This is a genomic window from Schlegelella aquatica (assembly GCF_026013905.1).
Classification (GTDB): Bacteria; Pseudomonadota; Gammaproteobacteria; order Burkholderiales; family Burkholderiaceae_C; genus Caldimonas; species Caldimonas aquatica.
The window spans coordinates 461475-477734 of record NZ_CP110257.1 but is presented as its reverse complement, the minus strand read 5'-3'; the positions used below and the strand labels follow the sequence as shown (position 1 = coordinate 477734).

The 16260-nt window shown below is 70.1% G+C and carries 18 protein-coding genes; 3 read left to right on the top strand and 15 right to left on the bottom strand.

The window, feature by feature from the left end; translation table 11 throughout:
* Positions 1-19: 19 nt before the first annotated feature.
* The 10 genes from hisA to OMP39_RS02070 form a co-directional block, all read right to left on the bottom strand.
* Positions 20-766 carry a 1-(5-phosphoribosyl)-5-[(5-phosphoribosylamino)methylideneamino]imidazole-4-carboxamide isomerase gene (hisA, locus tag OMP39_RS02115; RefSeq protein WP_264893163.1) on the bottom strand — a complete coding sequence of 249 codons (747 nt, stop codon included), beginning with the start codon at positions 764-766 and terminating at the stop codon, positions 20-22.
* 81 nt (positions 767-847) lie between these two features.
* On the bottom strand, positions 848-1504 hold the full coding sequence (gene hisH / locus OMP39_RS02110) for an imidazole glycerol phosphate synthase subunit HisH (protein ID WP_264893162.1): 657 nt from the start codon (positions 1502-1504) through the stop codon (positions 848-850).
* Positions 1501-2124, bottom strand: a complete 624-nt coding sequence (gene hisB / locus OMP39_RS02105; protein ID WP_264893161.1) for an imidazoleglycerol-phosphate dehydratase HisB — start codon at positions 2122-2124, stop codon at positions 1501-1503. Before hisB ends, hisH begins: the two co-directional genes overlap by 4 nt.
* A gap of 10 nt (positions 2125-2134) precedes the next feature.
* Complete coding sequence (hisC, locus tag OMP39_RS02100) at positions 2135-3217, bottom strand: histidinol-phosphate transaminase (protein WP_264893160.1); 1083 nt, start codon at positions 3215-3217, stop codon at positions 2135-2137.
* Positions 3217-4545, bottom strand: coding sequence for a histidinol dehydrogenase (hisD, locus tag OMP39_RS02095; protein WP_264893159.1), 1329 nt, complete (start codon positions 4543-4545; stop codon positions 3217-3219). Before hisD ends, hisC begins: the two co-directional genes overlap by 1 nt.
* Before the next feature lie 4 nt (positions 4546-4549).
* Complete coding sequence (hisG, locus tag OMP39_RS02090) at positions 4550-5203, bottom strand: ATP phosphoribosyltransferase (protein WP_264893158.1); 654 nt, start codon at positions 5201-5203, stop codon at positions 4550-4552.
* Positions 5203-6474 carry a UDP-N-acetylglucosamine 1-carboxyvinyltransferase gene (gene murA / locus OMP39_RS02085; RefSeq protein WP_264893157.1) on the bottom strand — a complete coding sequence of 424 codons (1272 nt, stop codon included), beginning with the start codon at positions 6472-6474 and terminating at the stop codon, positions 5203-5205. The genes hisG and murA overlap by 1 nt, the downstream gene beginning before the upstream one ends.
* A gap of 109 nt (positions 6475-6583) precedes the next feature.
* Positions 6584-6853, bottom strand: a complete 270-nt coding sequence (locus OMP39_RS02080; protein ID WP_264893156.1) for a BolA family protein — start codon at positions 6851-6853, stop codon at positions 6584-6586.
* An 89-nt stretch (positions 6854-6942) separates the two neighbouring features.
* A complete protein-coding gene (locus OMP39_RS02075; RefSeq protein WP_264893155.1) occupies positions 6943-7725 on the bottom strand; it encodes an ABC transporter permease in 783 nt (260 codons plus the stop codon).
* Complete coding sequence (locus tag OMP39_RS02070; RefSeq protein WP_264893154.1) at positions 7722-8678, bottom strand: ABC transporter ATP-binding protein; 957 nt, start codon at positions 8676-8678, stop codon at positions 7722-7724. The genes OMP39_RS02075 and OMP39_RS02070 overlap by 4 nt, the downstream gene beginning before the upstream one ends.
* A 185-nt stretch (positions 8679-8863) precedes the next feature.
* On the opposite strand from OMP39_RS02070, the gene OMP39_RS02065 reads away from it, so the two are divergent.
* A complete protein-coding gene (locus OMP39_RS02065; RefSeq protein WP_264893153.1) occupies positions 8864-9529 on the top strand; it encodes a TetR/AcrR family transcriptional regulator in 666 nt (221 codons plus the stop codon).
* 5 nt (positions 9530-9534) lie between these two features.
* Positions 9535-10308: a hypothetical protein gene (locus OMP39_RS02060; RefSeq protein ID WP_264893152.1), complete on the top strand. Its 774-nt coding sequence runs from the start codon at positions 9535-9537 to the stop codon at positions 10306-10308.
* 274 nt (positions 10309-10582) lie between these two features.
* Here OMP39_RS02060 and OMP39_RS02055 read toward each other — a convergent pair whose 3' ends face one another.
* Both OMP39_RS02055 and OMP39_RS02050 read right to left on the bottom strand, forming a co-directional pair.
* Entirely contained in the window at positions 10583-11173 is a 591-nt protein-coding gene (locus tag OMP39_RS02055) for a hypothetical protein (protein ID WP_264893151.1), read from the bottom strand.
* On the bottom strand, positions 11170-12381 hold the full coding sequence (locus OMP39_RS02050; protein WP_264893150.1) for a zinc-dependent alcohol dehydrogenase: 1212 nt from the start codon (positions 12379-12381) through the stop codon (positions 11170-11172). The genes OMP39_RS02055 and OMP39_RS02050 overlap by 4 nt, the downstream gene beginning before the upstream one ends.
* Positions 12382-12497: 116 nt before the next feature.
* On the opposite strand from OMP39_RS02050, the gene OMP39_RS02045 reads away from it, so the two are divergent.
* Entirely contained in the window at positions 12498-13661 is a 1164-nt protein-coding gene (locus tag OMP39_RS02045; RefSeq protein WP_264893149.1) for a glycosyltransferase family 9 protein, read from the top strand.
* Here OMP39_RS02045 and OMP39_RS02040 read toward each other — a convergent pair.
* Genes OMP39_RS02040 through OMP39_RS02030 form a run of 3 tightly spaced genes read right to left on the bottom strand, consistent with a single transcriptional unit; the run spans position 13549 to position 16216 of the window.
* Positions 13549-14715: a glycosyltransferase family 9 protein gene (locus OMP39_RS02040; protein ID WP_264893148.1), complete on the bottom strand. Its 1167-nt coding sequence runs from the start codon at positions 14713-14715 to the stop codon at positions 13549-13551. The two genes, OMP39_RS02045 and OMP39_RS02040, sit on opposite strands and share 113 nt — an antisense overlap.
* Positions 14712-15572 carry a glycosyltransferase family 2 protein gene (locus OMP39_RS02035; RefSeq protein ID WP_264893147.1) on the bottom strand — a complete coding sequence of 287 codons (861 nt, stop codon included), beginning with the start codon at positions 15570-15572 and terminating at the stop codon, positions 14712-14714. The genes OMP39_RS02040 and OMP39_RS02035 overlap by 4 nt, the downstream gene beginning before the upstream one ends.
* Positions 15569-16216: a DUF4254 domain-containing protein gene (locus tag OMP39_RS02030; protein WP_264893146.1), complete on the bottom strand. Its 648-nt coding sequence runs from the start codon at positions 16214-16216 to the stop codon at positions 15569-15571. Before OMP39_RS02030 ends, OMP39_RS02035 begins: the two co-directional genes overlap by 4 nt.
* Between the last annotated feature and the right edge of the window lie 44 nt (positions 16217-16260).

Here is a 16260-nt window from a genome sequence, read left to right as displayed (position 1 = left end):
GCGGGGCGTGCAGGCGTCCTCAGACGCGCTCGCTCAGCTGCTCGACGCGCTTCAAGGCCTCGGCGAAGTCGAGCGCGCCGGTGTAGATCGCACGGCCGCAGATCACGCCTTCGATGCCTTCGTCCTCGACCTCGACCAGCGCCTCGATGTCGCGCATGCCCGACAGGCCGCCGGAGGCGATGACGGGGATGGTGAGCGCTTGCGCCAGTTTGACGGTAGCCTCGATGTTGATGCCCGTCAGCATGCCGTCGCGGCCGATGTCGGTGTAGATGACGGCTTCGACGCCGTAGTCCTCGAACTTCTTGGCCAGGTCGATGACCTCGTGGCCGGAGAGCTTGGACCAGCCGTCGGTGGCGACCTTGCCGTCCTTGGCGTCCAGGCCGACGATGATGTGCCCGCCGAAGGCCGTACACGCATCCTTCAGGAAGCCCGGGTTCTTGACCGCCGCGGTCCCGATGATGACGTAGCTCAAGCCGTCGTCGAGGTAGCGCTCGATCGTGTCGAGGTCGCGGATGCCGCCCCCCAGTTGCACGGGGATCTCGTCACCGACCTCGGCGAGGATGCTCTTGATGGCCGCTTCGTTGACCGGCTTGCCGGCGAAGGCGCCGTTCAAGTCCACGAGATGCAGGCGCTCGGCGCCGGCATCCACCCAGCGTCGGGCCATGGCTGCCGGGTCCTCTCCGAAGGTGGTGGAGTCGTTCATATCGCCCTGCTTGAGGCGCACACACTGGCCGTCTTTCAGGTCGATGGCGGGAATCAGCAACATAGCCGAAGCGAGGGTGGTGGAAGAAAAGGAAGGCGGGCCGCGGAGAAACGTTCGAAGCGTCGGGGGTTCGAGCGTGAGGGATCAGGGCTTCCAGAGCAGGAAGTTGCGATACAGGGCGAGACCGTGGTCGGCGCTCTTCTCCGGGTGGAACTGGGTCGCGAAAATGTTATCCCGCGCCACTGCCGAGGTAAAGCGCACCCCGTACTCGGTTTCCCCGGTGCTGTGGGCCGCGTCGCGCACCCGGGCATGGTAGCTGTGCACGAAATAGAAGTACGCGCCGTCCGGCACGCCCGACCACACCGGGTGAGCCGAGGTCTGGAACACGCGGTTCCACCCCATCTGGGGGACTTTGTAGCGGCTGCCGTCAGGCTGACGAAGCCCCTCCAGACGGAAACGCCGCACCTCCCCGGGGATGAGGCCGAGCCCTTCGGTGGGCCCTTCCTCGCTGCGGTCGAGCAACATTTGCATGCCAACGCACACGCCCATCAGCGGCTTGTGCGCAGCCGCTTCGAGCACGGCCTCTTGCAGGCCGGACTCGCGCAGCTCGCGCATGCAGTCGGGCATCGCCCCCTGCCCCGGCAGCACGACGCGCTCGGCGGCCTGCACGACGTCTGGGTCGGCGGTCACGACCACCTCGACGCCGGGCACGTCGCGCGCGACATGCAGCACGGCCTGCGAGACCGAGCGCAGATTGCCCATGCCGTAGTCGACCACGGCGACGAGGCCCGTGCGGCTCATAGCGCACCTTTCGTGGAGGGCACGACGCCGGCCATGCGCTCGTCGCGCTCCAGCGCCATGCGCAGCGCCCGGGCGAAGGCCTTGAACACCGTCTCGCACTGGTGGTGTGCGTTCTCGCCACGCAGGTTGTCGATGTGCAGCGTCACGAGCGCGTGGTTGGCGAAGCCCTGGAAGAACTCGTGTGCGAGCTGCGTGTCGAAGGCGCCGATCATGCCGGCCTTGAAGGGCACGTGCATCGTCAGGCCCGGGCGGCCGGAGAAGTCGATCACCACGCGCGAGAGCGCCTCGTCGAGCGGCACATACGCATGACCGTAGCGCCGGATGCCCTTCTTGTCACCGACGGCCTTGGCCACGGCCTGGCCGAGCGTGATGCCCACGTCCTCGACGGTGTGGTGCCCGTCGATGTGCAGGTCGCCTTCGGCCTCGATGTCCAGGTCGATGAGGCCGTGCCGGGCGATCTGGTCGAGCATGTGGTCGAAAAAGCCGATGCCGGTGGCCAGCCGGGCTTGCCCCGTGCCGTCCAGGTCGACGCGCACGCGAATGCGCGTCTCGCTCGTGTGGCGGGTGACTTCGGCCACGCGGGCGGTGTCGGGCGAGGCGGTGTCGGGCGTCGTGCTCATCGCGTTCTCTTCAGGTCAGGCTCGCGGCCAATGCCGCGATCATCCGGTCATTTTCCTCGGGCGTGCCCACGGTCAGGCGCACGCAGCCGGCCAGCAGGGGATGCGAGCGGCTCACGTTCTTGATCAGCACCCCGCGCGCCTTCATGCCCTCGAACGCACGGTCGGCATCGGGCACGCGGGCCAGCACCATGTTCGCCTCGCTGGGGAACGGGCGCACGCCCGGCAGCGCGGCCAGCGCCTCGATGAGGCGCGAGCGCTCGCGGCGCAGCACCTCGGCCTGGCGGCGGAATTCGTCCTCGTGCTCGAGCGCGAAGAGCGCCGCCTCGCAGTTGAGGACGCTCACGTTGTAGGGCGGGCGCACCTTCTCGACCTGATCGACGATCTCCGGGCGGCCCATCAGGTACCCCAGACGGATGCCGGCCAGACCGAACTTGCTCAGCGTGCGCATGAGCAGCACGTGCGGATGGCGCGTGAGCCGGTCGAGGTAGTGGCGGCTCGCGAACGGCTGGTAGGCCTCGTCGATTACCACGAGGCCGGGGGCGGCCTCGATCACGCGCTCGATGAGGGCATCGTCGAAGAGGTTGCCGGTGGGATTGTTCGGGTAGGCGATGTAGATGAGCGCCGGCTGGTGCGCCTCGATCGCCGCGAGCATCGCCGCCTCGTCCAGCTCGAAGGTCTGCGGCACCAGCGGCACGCCCACGTAGCGCAGGCCGAGCAGCTCGCACGACACCTCGTACATGACGAACCCGGGCGTGGGGGCGAGCACCGTCGCCCCCGGCCGGTTGCACGCCACACCGAGCAGCGTGATGAGCTCGTCCGAGCCGTTGCCGAGCACGAGGCGGTAGCCCTCGGGCATGCCAGCATGGCGGGCCAGCGCGGCCTTCAGCTCGTCGATGCGCTCGCCCGGATAGCGGTTGATCGCCACGCGCCCGAGCCGCTCGCCGAGCGCCTGTTGCAAGGCGGGCGGCAGTCGGAAGGGGTTCTCCATCGCGTCGAGCTTGACGAAGCCCGCGCTGGGTTGCACCACGTAGGGGCGCATCTGCCGCACGTCGGGCCGCAGCACGCGTTCCAGGCGGTCCTCCAGGCTGCGCATCACACGCCCTCCTGGCCGTCTTCGATCCGCAGTTCCGCGGCGCGCGCATGCGCTTGCAGGCCCTCGCCGTAGGCCAGGGTGGCCGCCACGCGGCCGAGCTGCCGCGCCCCGGCGGCGCTCACCTCGATCAGGCTGGAGCGCTTTTGGAAGTCGTACACCCCCAGCGGCGACGAGAAGCGCGCGGTGCCGGAGGTGGGCAGCACGTGATTGGGGCCGGCGCAGTAGTCGCCGAGCGACTCGCTGGTGTAGGCGCCGAGGAAGATCGCCCCTGCGTGCTTGAGCAGCGGCTCCCAACGCCCGGGCTCGCGCGAAGACACCTCGAGGTGTTCGGGCGCGATGCGGTTGCTGATCTCGCAGGCCTCTTCCATGCTGCGCGTGAGGATGAGCGCGCCGCGGCCTTCCAGCGAGGCGCGGATCACGTCGCGGCGGGGCATCTGCGGCAGCAGGCGCTCGATCGCCTCCTTCACGCGGGCGATGTAATGCGCATCGGGGCACAGCAGGATGCTTTGCGCCAGCTCGTCGTGCTCGGCCTGGCTGAAGAGATCCATCGCCACCCACTCGGGCCGGGTGGTGCCGTCGGCGAGCACGAGGATCTCGCTGGGGCCCGCGATCATGTCGATACCCACCACGCCGAAGACGTGCTTCTTGGCGCTGGCCACGTAGGCGTTGCCGGGGCCGGTGATCTTGTCGACCTTGGGGATCGTCGCGGTGCCGTAGGCCAGCGCCGCCACGGCTTGGGCACCGCCGATCGTAAAGACACGGTCCACGCCCGCGACCGCGGCCGCGGCGAGGACGAGCGGGTTCTTCTCGCCGCGCGGCGTGGGCACGACCATGACGATCTCGCCGACCCCGGCGACCTTGGCCGGCACGGCGTTCATCAGCACGCTGGACGGATAGGCGGCCTTGCCCCCGGGCACATAGATGCCGACGCGATCGAGGGGGGTGACCTTCTGGCCGAGCAGCGTGCCGTCGTCGTCGCGGTAGCTGAACGAACGGCCGCAGGCCTCGAGCTGGCGCTCGTGGTAGCGGCGCACGCGCTCGGCGGCGTGTACGAGCGCCTCGCGCTGGTCGGCGGGCAGGCCGTCGAGTGCGGCCTGCAGTTCGGCCCGCGGCAACTCGAGCTGGGCAAGCGAGGACGCCTCCAAGCCGTCGAAGCGGCGCGTGTAGTCGAGCACCGCGGCGTCGCCGCGGGCGCGCACGTCGGCCAGGATCTCGGCCACGCGCTGCTCGATCGCATGATCCGTCTCGGCCGCCCAATGCAGCACGCGCTGGAATTCGCGGTCGAAGTCCGGCGCGGTGGTGGCGAGCTGGCGGATCTGCACGCTCATGGTCTTACCTTTCGATGGCGAGGGACAAACGGTCGATCAGGTCGGCGAGCGGCTCGCGCTTGAGCTTGAGCGCCGCCTGGTTGACGACGAGGCGCGAGGAGATGTCCATGATCTTCTCGACCTCGACGAGGTGGTTGGCCTTCAACGTGCTGCCGGTGGACACGAGATCCACGATCGCGTCGGCCAGGCCGGTGAGGGGCGCCAGCTCCATCGAGCCGTAGAGCTTGATGAGGTCCACGTGCACGCCCTTGTCGGCGAAATGCTGGCGGGCCACGGTGGTGTACTTGGTGGCCACGCGGATGCGCGAGCCTTGCCGCACGGCCTGCGCGTAATCGAAGTCGGCCCGGGCCGCCACGCTCATGCGGCAACGCGCGATGCGCAGGTCCAGCGGCTGGTACAGGCCCTGGCCGCCGTGCTCCAGCAGCACGTCCTTGCCCGCCACGCCCAGGTCGGCTGCACCGTACTGCACGTAGGTGGGCACGTCGGTGGCGCGCACGAGCACCACGCGCACCTGCGGTTGCGTCGTCGGCAGGATCAGCTTGCGCGAGCGCTCCGGGTCCTCGGTGACCTCGATGCCGGCGGCCTTCAGCAAAGGCAAGGTCTCCTCGAAGATGCGCCCCTTCGAGAGGGCGAGCGTGAGCAGGGGCTGCGCGGACATCACTTGATCCTTTCGATGTCGGCACCGAGGCCGCGCAGCTTGGCTTCCATCTGGTCGTAGCCGCGGTCCAGGTGGTAGATGCGATCGACGAGCGTCTCGCCTTCGGCCACGAGCCCGGCGATCACGAGGCTGGCCGAGGCGCGCAGGTCGGTGGCCATCACCGTCGCGCCGGACAGGCGCTCCACGCCGTGCACGAGCGCCGTGTGGCCGTCCACCTCGATGCGCGCGCCCAGGCGCAGCAGCTCGTTGACGTGCATGAAGCGGTTCTCGAAGATGGTCTCGGTCACGCGCGCCGAGCCCTCGGCCACGCAGTTGACGGCCATGAACTGCGCCTGCATGTCGGTCGGAAAGCCCGGGTACTCGCTGGTGCGGAAGGACATGGCCTTGAGCCGGCCCTGCGACTTGATGCGGATGTGGTCGGCGCCGGCTTCGATCACGGCGCCGGCCTCGCGCAGCTTCTCGATCACGGCATCGAGGTGGTCGGCCCTCGCGTTCTTGACGAGCACGTCGCCGCCCGCGGCCGCGACGGCGCACAGGAAGGTGCCGGTCTCGATGCGGTCGGGGATGATGGCGTGCGGCGCCTCGGCCGGCAGGCCGCGCAGGCGCTCGACGCCCTGGATGCGGATCTTGCTCGTGCCGTGGCCCTCGATGCGCGCGCCCATCTTGATGAGCATTTCGGCCAGGTCGGGGATCTCCGGTTCCTGCGCCGCGTTCTCCAGCACCGTTTCGCCTTCGGCCAGCGTCGCGGCCATCAGCAGGTTCTCGGTGCCGGTGACGGTGACCATGTCGGTGGTGATGCGCGCGCCCTTCAGGCGCTCGGCCCGCGCGACGATGTAGCCGTGCTCGACGCGGATGTCCGCGCCCATGGCCTGCAGGCCCTTGATGTGCTGGTCCACCGGGCGCGAACCGATCGCGCAGCCGCCGGGCAGCGAGACGGTCGCCTCGCCGAAGCGTGCCAGCAACGGCCCGAGGACGAGGATCGAGGCCCGCATCGTCTTGACCAGGTCGTACGGCGCTTCGCGGCGGTCGATGCGGCCGGCGTCGATGGTCACGCGGTCGGGCCGCGCCTCGTCGCGCTCGGCGACGGCGCCCATGTTGCGCAGCAGCTTGAGCGTGGTGGCCACGTCCTGCAGGCGCGGCACGTTGGCCAGCGTGACCGGCTCGTCGGTCAGCAACGCGGCGCACAACTCGGGCAGGGCCGCGTTCTTGGCGCCGGAGATCTCGACGTCGCCCTGGAGGGCACGGCCGCCGCGAATGAGGAGTTTGTCCATGGAAGGGGTGTGGTGTGGTCCGCGCGACCGGGCGGCATGCGGGACCCACCATCGCGCCTGGCCAGGCGCGCGCCGAGCCCGCCTGCGACCTGCGGTCGCGGCGAGGCGGTCAATGATGGTGGTGGCTGGAGGCGGCCGAGACTTCAGCCCACTCGGCAGGGGTCAGCGTCTTCATCGACAGGGCGTGGATTTGCTCGCGCATTCTATCGCCCAGCGCCCGGTACACCGCCTGATGGCGCGCCACGCGGGACTTGCCCTCGAAGGCCACCGACACGATGGTCGCGAAGAAATGGCGGCCGTCGCCCTCCACCTCCAGGTGCTCGCAAGGCAGGCCCTGGGCGATGTAGTCGCGCACTTCGGAAGGAGTCGGATCGGCCATGCGGGCGATTATCGCTCATCCCGCCCTGCTCTTCGTGCTGCGCAACATCCTCCCGGGAAGCGGGCGTCGCTCCTCGGCCGGCCGGGCGGTCAGTGCCGGATCTTGTAGCCCGAGCGCAGCAAATGGAGCGCCAGCCCGGCCACGACGAGGAAACTGCCGGCCACGATCGCCAGGCTCAGCCACGGCGACACGTCACTCACGCCGAAGAAGCCGCGCCGGAAACCGTCGATCATGTAGAAGAAGGGATTGAGGTGGCTCACCGCCTGCCAGAAGCCCGGCAGCGAGTGCACCGAATAGAACACGCCGGACAGGAAGGTCATCGGCATGATGATGAAGTTCTGGAAGGCGGCCATCTGGTCGAACTTCTCGGCCCACAGGCCCGCGATCAGGCCCAGCGAGCCCAGCATGCCGGCGCCCAGCACCGCGAAGACGACGATCCACCACGGTTGTGCGAACGTGGGCGGCGCGAACCACACCGTGACGACGAAGACGCCCAGGCCCACCACCAGCCCCCGCACGACCGAAGCGCCGACGTAGGCGGCGAACCAGGCCCAGTGCGACAAGGGCGTGACGAGCAGGAACACGAGGTTGCCGGTGATCTTGCTCTGTATGAGGGATGACGAACTGTTGGCGAAGCTGTTCTGCAGCACGCTCATCATCACCAGCCCCGGGATGAGGAAGCTGGTGTAGCCGACCTTGTCGTAGACGCGGACGTGGTCTTCGAGCACGTGCCCGAAGATGAGCAGGTACAGCACCGCGGTGAGCACCGGAGCGGCCACCGTCTGGAAGCTGACCTTCCAGAACCGCAGCACCTCCTTGTAGAAGAGCGTGCGCACCCCCGCCCAGCGGGTGGCTTCGGGACCGGGCCTCATCGAACCCGCTCCCGGGGCGCCGAAGGCACGTCGTAGAAGGCTGCGGGCGAAGTGTCGGCTTGCATGATCTCCAGGAACACGTCTTCGAGATCGGCGCGGCCGATCTCCAGGTCTTCGACGGGGCAGCCGCAGATGCGCAGCTGGCGCAGGATGTCCTCGACCTCGCGGGCATCGTGGGCCTTGATCTGCACGATGCGCCCCACCCAACGGGCGCGATCGGCGAGAGTCGGCGGCAGTTCGCCTTCGGTCTTGAAGCTGAGCATGGTGCTGGCCGTGCCGGCGAGCAACGCCGAGGTCTTGTCGAGCGCCACCACGCGCCCGCTCTTGAGCATCGCGATGCGGTGGCACAGGGCCTCGGCTTCCTCGAGGTAGTGCGTGGTCAGCAGCACCGTGTGGCCTTCGCGGTTGAGGCGGGCGATGAACTGCCACAGCGTCTGGCGCAGCTCCACGTCCACGCCGGCGGTCGGCTCGTCGAGCACGATCACCGGGGGGCGGTGCACGAGCGCCTGCGCGACGAGCACCCGGCGCTTCATGCCGCCGGAGAGCTGGCGCATGTTGGCATTGGCCTTGTCGGCCAGCCCGAGGTTGACGAGCAGCTCGTCGATCCAGTCGTCGTTGCGCCGCACCCCGAAGTAGCCGGACTGCAGCCTCAGGGCTTCGCGCACCGTGAAGAACGGGTCGAACACCAGCTCCTGCGGCACGATACCGAGCTGGCGCCGCGCGGCCGCGTAGTCGGCGACCACGTCGTGGCCGTGCACCTCGACCCGGCCGGCGCTCGCTCGGGCCAGACCGGCCAGGATGCTGATGAGCGTCGTCTTGCCCGCGCCGTTGGGCCCCAGCAACCCGAAGAACTCGCCTTGCTGGATGTCGAAGCTGACATCGGTCAAGGCATGGACGTCGCCCCGCGAGGAGCGATAGGTCTTGGAGACGTGCTGGAAGCTGACGGCTGGCATGGCGCGTGGATTGTAGGCAGGCGGGCCACGGCGTGCAGCGGGCCCGCGCACGGCGCCGCCCCCACTTTTTTGCTAGATTGGCCGAAAGAGGCGCACGGCCCGCCGCGCCCCCGGCACGCCAGGGCCCGATGCAGCGCGCAGCCCGGGTGGCCAGAAGCCCGCAGCGCGAGGAGACAGGTTCAGCCATGCAAGCGAAGAAACCGCGACGAACGGCCGAGCGGATCCTGGACGTCACGCTCGAGCTGTTCAATCGCTTCGGCGAGCCCAACGTCTCCACCACCTTGATTTCGGCCGAGGTCCGCATCAGCCCGGGCAACCTGTACTACCACTACCCTGCCAAAGACGAGCTGATCAACGCGCTGTTCGACCGCTACGAAGCTTCGCTGCACGAACTGCTGGCCGCCGCGGAACAGGTGCGCGACGTGGAAGACGCGTGGCTGTTCTTCCACATGCTGTTCGAGCTGATCTGGCAGTACCGATTCCTCTACCGCGATCTCAACGACCTGTTGAGCAAGAACCGTCGGCTGGAGACGCATTTCCAGTTCGTGCTCAAACACAAGGCCGGTGCGGTGCGCTCCGTGCTCGACGGCCTGGCCGCGCGGCAAGCCGTGCGCATCGACCCGCGCGAGGCCGAACCGGTGGCCGATGCGATGGTGGTGGTGCTGACGTACTGGCTGAGCTACGAGTACGTGCGGGACCCGCGCAAGGCGCTGGAACCGCAAAGCGCGGCAGGCGCACTGGCCCGCGGCGCCTACCATGTATTGAGCCTGCTGCTGCCCTACCTGGAGCCGGGGCAGAAGGCGCACTTGACGGAGTTGGCCAGCCGCTACCGCGCGGCCGGAGAAGGATGAAGGCCATGCAGGACTGGACGCTTCATGCCGACGAGTACGCGGCATTCGTGCGGGACGACGGACACCTGGCACGCCACTGGGAGGCGCTGCACCGGGGAGACGGCCTGCCCTGGCCCGAGGAGCGCACGGTGCAGCGTGCGTGGGCGCTCTTTCATGCCGGGCGCTGGGGCGAGGCCCTGGAGGCGGGACACGCGGCCGGGCCCGCCGGGCTGGCGGTGGCCTGCCGCGCGCAGGCGCTGTATGCGACCTTCATCGAGCCCACGGAAAGGCGCAAGCTGGAGTTGCTGCTGGAAGTGGCGCAGTGGGCGCGCAGCAGGAACGGCGAGAACGCGCAGGATGCCGATGCGTGGTACTGGCAGGCGCACGCGATGGGCCGCTACGCGCAGGCGGTGCAGGCCACCGCGGCAGTGGCCCAGGAGATGGTCGTGCAGATCCAGACGGCGCTGGAGCGTGCGGTGCAGCTGCGGCCCCACCACGCGGAGGCGCACTTCGGGCTCGGCACCCTGCGCGCGGAGGTGATCGACAAGCTCGGCACGCTCATCGCACGGTCGGTGGGGGCCACCTCCGCCGCGGCGATCGAGATGTTCGAGCGGGGCCTTCGGCTGAACCCGCGCGCCGTCTTCGGCCGCATCGAGTACGCGCAAGGGCTGTTGATGCTCGAGGGCGACGACGCGGTGCCGCGCGCGGAGGCGCTCTACCGGGAGGCGGCCGGCGTGGCCCCCTTGGACGCTGCCGAACGGCTCGGCACGGAAGTCGCCGCGCTCGCGCTGCAGGACTGATGCGAGCGTGACGTTTGAACACCTGGATGAGGGATTTCACCCCCGTTCGGGGGACTCCACAGCGAGCGGCTCGTGCCGATACTGTGCTCGGGCAAGCCCACGAAGCAGTGGGAGGCCGGCTCCCCCGCCCGCCCACCGCACCCCGCCGCAACCCGGCGCTGCGGTCTTGCCCGCCAATGCCCGACGGGCAGCCCCGCCAGGGGCTGCCCGTCTCTTTTCTTGCTCTTGTCGTGCCGTGGGCGTCGCCCGGGGTGGGCGGCCGGGCGCCGGGCCTTCAGGCCCGGGCCTGGGCTCCCGGCTGGGCCTGTGGTTGCAAGGCGGGACGCCGCCGCAGGTCGTCGGGCACCCAGGCCGCGGCGGAGCGAGCGGCCTGCAAGCCGCGCGGGAAGCCGCTGCGGTCGCTGTAGTCGTACCAGGGCTGCTCGCGGCGGCGCTGCTCGACGCTGAGCGCGCGAGCACACCACACGTCCACCGCGGCGAGGCCGAGCACCGCCGCGAACGCGGCGCGGTGGCGACGGTGCTGCGCCGGCTCGCGGCCGAGCCCGAGCGTCGCGAGATCGAGCACGTCGCCCGCGACGCGCGCCCACATCCAGGCCGCCGGGCGAAGCGTCAGCAGCACGCCGGCGCCCACGAGCATCTCGCGCAGGCCCCACGCCTTGACCACGGGGGCCCACCCGGGCACGCCGGCAGCCCGGGCAGCGTGGTGCGGACGCAGCCATTGCGCGGCGCCCAGCGCCAGGCTGAACCAGCCGAGGCTTCGCGCCACGCTGCGCGGTGCGGAACGCACGTAGCGCGTGGGCGCGGGCGGCGGGCGGCGCCTTTCGGGCTCGGGGCGGGAGAGATAGGTGATGGAGGATCGGCTCATGGGCGTGGCCTTTCATCGAAGGTGGCGCGGCTCGAGACGCCGGGTTTCAGGACGACCTTGATGCAGCCGTCGTGCTTGTCGCGGAAGGTCTCGTACATCTGCGGTCCGTCCTCGAGGGCGACCGTGTGGGTGACCACGAAGGAGGGATCGATCTGCTCCTCCTCGATGCGGCGCAGCAGGTCCTCGGCCCAGCGGTTGACGTGCGTCTGGCCGGTGCGGATGGTCAAGCCCTTGTTCATCACCGCGCCGAACGGTATCTTGTCCACCACGCCCCCGTACACCCCGGGGATCGAGAGGATCCCCGCCGGCCGGCATGCATAGATCATTTCTCGCAGCACGTGAGCCCGGTCGGACTCCCACATCAGCGCCTGCTTGGCGCGGTCGTAGAGCGAGTCGAGCGAGCGCGGCACGTGCGCCTCGAGGCCGACGGCGTCGATGCACTTCTCGGGGCCCTTGCCGCCGGTCAACTCGGCCAGGCGCTCCAGCACGCTTTCCTCCTCGAAGTTGATCGTGAGCGCGCCGCAGGCGGCGGCCATGCTGAGCCGGTCGGGCAGACGGTCGATCGCCACGACCTGCCGAGCACCGAGCATCAGCGCGCTGCGCACGGCGAACTGTCCGACCGGGCCGGCACCCCAGACCGCGACGGTGTCGGTGGGCTCGATCTCGCATTGCACGGCCGCCTGCCAGCCCGTGGGGAGGATGTCGCCCAAGAAGAGCACTTGCTCGTCGGTCAGCCCGGCGGGCACCTTCACGGGGGCGACGTCTGCGTAGGGCACGCGCACGTACTCGGCCTGGCCGCCGGGGTAGCCTCCGGTGAGATGGGTGTAGCCGAACAACCCGGCCGTCGTGTGGCCGAAGACCTTCTCGGCCAGCGACTTGTTGCGGTTGCTGCGCTCGCACACCGACCAGTTGCCGCGGCGGCATTGATCGCATTCGCCGCAGCAGATGGTGAAAGGCACGACCACGCGGTCGCCGACCTCGAGCTTCTTGTTGCCGGGGCCGACCTCGACCACCTCGCCCATGAACTCGTGGCCGAGGATGTCGCCTTCCCTCATGCCGGGCATGAAGCCGTCGAACAGATGCAGGTCGGAGCCGCAGATGGCGCAGCTGGTGACTTTGACGATGGCGTCGCGAGGCTCCTCGATGCGCGGATCGGCAACGGTCTCGCAACGCACGTCCTTCTTGCCGTGCCAGCACAGTGCTTTCATGGGGCCTCCTGGTGAACCGCCCTTCGCCCGGCACATAGCGCGCCCGCCCCGGGTCGGCCGGCATCGCTTTCGCAGGGCACGGGGATTGCTCGGCGTCCTCACCAGGAGCAGGACAGATGGGGATCACACATCCACCGACACACGCGGCCCCGAGACGGGTGTGCGTGTTCCGCGCGCTCAAGCTCGGGGACATGGTGTGCGCCACGCCCGCGCTGCGCGCACTGCGGCAGCGCTTTGCGCTCGCGCACATCACCCTGGTGGGCCTGCCGTGGGCGAGGGACTTCGCCGCGCGCCTGTCGCCGTGGGTGGATGAGTTCATCGAGTTCGACGGTCATCCCCAGTTGCCCGAGCGCCCTGCGCCGCAGGCCGTGTTCGAGGCGTGGGCGGCCCGCATGCAGGCGCGCGGCTTCGACCTCGCGTTGCAGATGCACGGCAGCGGGCCGCTGTCGAACCGCATCGTGCGCGCCATCGGAGCCCGCACGACGGCGGGCTTCTTCCCGGCGGGCGGTTCGTGGGAGGGGCTCGACATCGCCTTGCAGTACCCCGACGGCATCCACGAGGTGCATCGGCACTTGAGACTCGTGCAGTGCCTGGGCGGACCGCTGGACGAGCGGCCGGACGATCGCGTGGTCTTCCCCCTGCTCGCGCGAGACACCGAGGAGCTGGCGCGTCACCCCGACCTGGCGCGGCTCGTGCCCGGGCGCTTCGTGTGCCTGCACCCGGGGGCGCGTCAGCCCGAGAAGCGCTGGCCGCCGCACCGGTTCGCGGCGGTGGGTGATGCGCTGGCTCGCAGGGGCTTCGAGGTGGTGCTGACCGGTGACGCCTCAGAACAGCGCCTGGCCGAAGCGGTGCGCCGCATGATGGCCGCGCGGGCCGTCAATGCCGCGCGGGACTTGTCCGTAGGTGCGCTCGCCGCGCTGCTCGCGCGGTCTCGCCTGCTGGTGTCGAACGACACGGGCGTCGCGCACATCGCGGCCGCGCTGCGTCTGCCGAGTGTGGTGATCTTCTTCGCGACGGACCGCGTGCGCTGGGCCCCGCTCGACGCGCAACGCCATCGCTGCGTGGAGCCGCTGAAGGCCGGACGCCCGGCGTCGGCCGGTGTGCTGCCCGAGGACGTGTTGTCGGCGGTGCAGGAGGTGCTGAAGGAGCCCTGGCGCCCCGAGGCGATCACCTTGTCTGCCCCGCCCGCGGCGCCCGAGGGTCCGGCTCTTCCCGCGTTTCCGGCAGCATGGCATCGGCCGGAGCCGGCCCCTCGTACAGCGGCTGGGCCAACGCAATGACTTCCTCGGGCGCGACGTCGTCCACGAAGGAGGCGTCGTGCCCGCAGTCCACCCCGATGCAGTTGCGCCCGCAGGTGGGGCAATCCAATCGCCAGGACACCGCCACGGCATGCCGGGCGCTGCTGGTGGGGCCGTGGCCCGGCAGGTTGCCGATCCAGTAGACGGCCACGGTGGGCACGTCCAGCGCGCGTGCCATGTGCATGGGCCCGGTGTCGTTGGACACGAGCAGGCGCGAACGCTCCAGCAGCCCGAGCAGCCCGCCGAGGGACAAGCGGCCGGTGAGATCCATCGCGCGATCGCGATGGTGCATCGCGTCGATCACCGCTCGCACGGCGGCGGCTTCGTCGCGGGTGCCGTTGACCGCGATGCTGGCCCCGAGGCCCGCGAAGTGGTCGCCCACCCGCGCGAAGTGCTGCGGCGACCAGCACCGCCGCGGGTCGGTGGCACCGGGTTGCAGCACCACCAGCGGGCCGCCCCCGGGGGGCACGGCGGCGTCGGCCTCGGCGCGGTCGCGCGCGGTGACGACCAGGCGCGGCTCGACCGTGCGGCCGAAGGCCCCGACCAGGGCCACGCCTTCGAGCAGCCGCAGCAGCTCGGGGTAGAGCTCGCGGTACGGCAACATCCGGTCGAGCGGCTCGGCGCCCGGCGTGTGGAAGCCCGCCGTCAGACGTGCCCCCAGACGGCGCACGAAGGGGTTGCTGTAGCGCCCGCCTCCATGGAGTTGCAGGGCGAGGTCGAAGCGGCGCTCCTGCATCGCCTGGAAGAAGCGCTCCTGCGCGCGCGCGTCGGCCGCTTCGCCGGGTGGCGACCCCACGCCGGGCGTCGGTGGAATGACGATCACTTCGTCCACCGGCGAGGGCCGGTCGGCCAGGAACTGCGCATGCCAGGCCCGGCCGAGCAGGCTGATGTGTGCGTCGGGGTACGCCTCGCGCAGCGCGTGCAGGGCCGGTGTCGCGACGATGAAGTCGCCCACGGCGTTGGCCCGCAGCACTGCGATGGAGGCGACGCCCTCGACCGGCCGGCCCAGCCCCTCGTAGAGCCCGCCGTGTCTCATGCGGCGGCCCCGAGCGCGGGCTCGGTCGCCGCGCGCGGGCGGCCCAGGACGTGGGGCGCGTCCACCTCGCGGCAGGGCACGGTGGTGGGCAGCTCCTGGTGGTAGGCGCCGGAGGGCATCAGGCCGCAGCCGCCGTGGCGCTCCATCACGCGCAACTGGGCCCAGACGTCCTCGCCGCAGTGCTCCGGCGGCAGCTCCTGCCAGAAGTCGAAGCCCCCGCACTCGCGCAGCTTGGCGGCATCGAACATCACGCAGCCGCCGACCCAAGCCACCTTGTAGAGCCGGGTCTCGCCCGGTGCGAGCCGCTGCTGCACGTGCCAGAGGTTGGCGGCGTTGTGCAGCAGATGCCGCTGCCAGGCCGGCGTGCCGGGCCGCACGCGCTCGGGCTCGACACGGTCGTCCCAGAACTCCACCGCCTGCTGGTGCGGCCGCACGTCGTCACGAAAGGACAGGCCGATCACCGCGCTGCCCACGAAGCCGCACCCCGCCTCTCGCAGGGCCGCCAGCATGCGGCCGATCTGCTCCGGCTCGAGCAGCACGTCGTCGTCGAGATAGAGCACATAAGGCGCGGTGGAGTGGTCCAGCAGGAACTGCCGCTGCTGCGCGAGCCCGCGGCGCGGCAGGTTGCGCTGCAACGTGACGCGGTGCCCGCGCGCTTGCAGCAGCCGCACGACGGAGCGCACCTCGCCGCAGTCGTAGCTCGCGTCGCCGTCGGACTGGTCGGAGACGATGACGTCGAAGCCCCGGTACTGCTGCCCGACGAGGGTGGCGAGCGTGGCGGCCAGTGCCGCCGGCCGTTGGCGAGTCGGAACGAGGACGTCGACCCGTGCGCCCTCGGCCCACCGCTGCACGCTCATGTCGCAGCCCCCTCCTGCACCTGGCCCTTGGTGCCGTTGAGGTACGGATTGAGGGCGGGGTCGTTGTACATCTTGAACTGCCGGTACAGCCGGAAGGTGCACGTGCCGTCCTGAAGCCCTTGCAGCAAACGCTCCAGGCAGCCGAGCAGGTCCTGTCGCTGAACCTTGAGCCGCTCCCACTTCGCGGCACAGGCCATGCGGTGGGCCTGGGAGACGCCGGTGCGCTGCAGTTGCAGGCCCATGTGATGGATCTTGAGCGCGTTGATCGAGAGCCGGTCGATCAGCGAGCCGGCGGTCTCGCTGTTGATCCACGCATCCGGGTGCGGCCGGACGTGCTCGACCGCGGCGAGGAGACACTCGTCGAGCGCCTCGATGGCGTCGTTGCGCAACTGGTTGTAGCGATCGATCGCACGCTTGTTCTTCGCGATCTCGCTGTCTGGCACGTCGGTGCGACGGGCCTGGTCCTCCTCGTCCCACAGCAGTGAGTTGTAGCGGTGGTTGGCCGCGACCCAGCGCATGGCGCCATCGGGGTGAGGCGTGTCGGGCCAGCCTGTCAGGCGCAGCGCGGCTTGCTGGAACTGGTCGATGTCGTCGGCGCGCGGCAGCGCGGCCGCCGGGTGGCACGGGCGGATCGATGCGGACATGCACACTCCCTGTGTCTCGGTGGGCAGCCGGCAGGCGGCCCTCG

What these genes read in the sequence shown, in the direction of transcription:
- hisA (WP_264893163.1), bottom strand. Translation starts at nt 766, where the DNA reads ATGTTGCTGATTCCCGCCATCGACCTGAAAGACGGCCAGTGTGTGCGC.
- hisH (WP_264893162.1), bottom strand. Translation starts at nt 1,504, where the DNA reads ATGAGCCGCACGGGCCTCGTCGCCGTGGTCGACTACGGCATGGGCAAT.
- hisB (WP_264893161.1), bottom strand. Translation starts at nt 2,124, where the DNA reads ATGAGCACGACGCCCGACACCGCCTCGCCCGACACCGCCCGCGTGGCC.
- hisC (WP_264893160.1), bottom strand. Translation starts at nt 3,217, where the DNA reads ATGCGCAGCCTGGAGGACCGCCTGGAACGCGTGCTGCGGCCCGACGTG.
- hisD (WP_264893159.1), bottom strand. Translation starts at nt 4,545, where the DNA reads ATGAGCGTGCAGATCCGCCAGCTCGCCACCACCGCGCCGGACTTCGAC.
- hisG (WP_264893158.1), bottom strand. Translation starts at nt 5,203, where the DNA reads ATGTCCGCGCAGCCCCTGCTCACGCTCGCCCTCTCGAAGGGGCGCATC.
- murA (WP_264893157.1), bottom strand. Translation starts at nt 6,474, where the DNA reads ATGGACAAACTCCTCATTCGCGGCGGCCGTGCCCTCCAGGGCGACGTC.
- OMP39_RS02080 (WP_264893156.1), bottom strand. Translation starts at nt 6,853, where the DNA reads ATGGCCGATCCGACTCCTTCCGAAGTGCGCGACTACATCGCCCAGGGC.
- OMP39_RS02075 (WP_264893155.1), bottom strand. Translation starts at nt 7,725, where the DNA reads ATGAGGCCCGGTCCCGAAGCCACCCGCTGGGCGGGGGTGCGCACGCTC.
- OMP39_RS02070 (WP_264893154.1), bottom strand. Translation starts at nt 8,678, where the DNA reads ATGCCAGCCGTCAGCTTCCAGCACGTCTCCAAGACCTATCGCTCCTCG.
- OMP39_RS02065 (WP_264893153.1), top strand. Translation starts at nt 8,864, where the DNA reads ATGCAAGCGAAGAAACCGCGACGAACGGCCGAGCGGATCCTGGACGTC.
- OMP39_RS02060 (WP_264893152.1), top strand. Translation starts at nt 9,535, where the DNA reads ATGCAGGACTGGACGCTTCATGCCGACGAGTACGCGGCATTCGTGCGG.
- OMP39_RS02055 (WP_264893151.1), bottom strand. Translation starts at nt 11,173, where the DNA reads ATGAGCCGATCCTCCATCACCTATCTCTCCCGCCCCGAGCCCGAAAGG.
- OMP39_RS02050 (WP_264893150.1), bottom strand. Translation starts at nt 12,381, where the DNA reads ATGAAAGCACTGTGCTGGCACGGCAAGAAGGACGTGCGTTGCGAGACC.
- OMP39_RS02045 (WP_264893149.1), top strand. Translation starts at nt 12,498, where the DNA reads ATGGGGATCACACATCCACCGACACACGCGGCCCCGAGACGGGTGTGC.
- OMP39_RS02040 (WP_264893148.1), bottom strand. Translation starts at nt 14,715, where the DNA reads ATGAGACACGGCGGGCTCTACGAGGGGCTGGGCCGGCCGGTCGAGGGC.
- OMP39_RS02035 (WP_264893147.1), bottom strand. Translation starts at nt 15,572, where the DNA reads ATGAGCGTGCAGCGGTGGGCCGAGGGCGCACGGGTCGACGTCCTCGTT.
- OMP39_RS02030 (WP_264893146.1), bottom strand. Translation starts at nt 16,216, where the DNA reads ATGTCCGCATCGATCCGCCCGTGCCACCCGGCGGCCGCGCTGCCGCGC.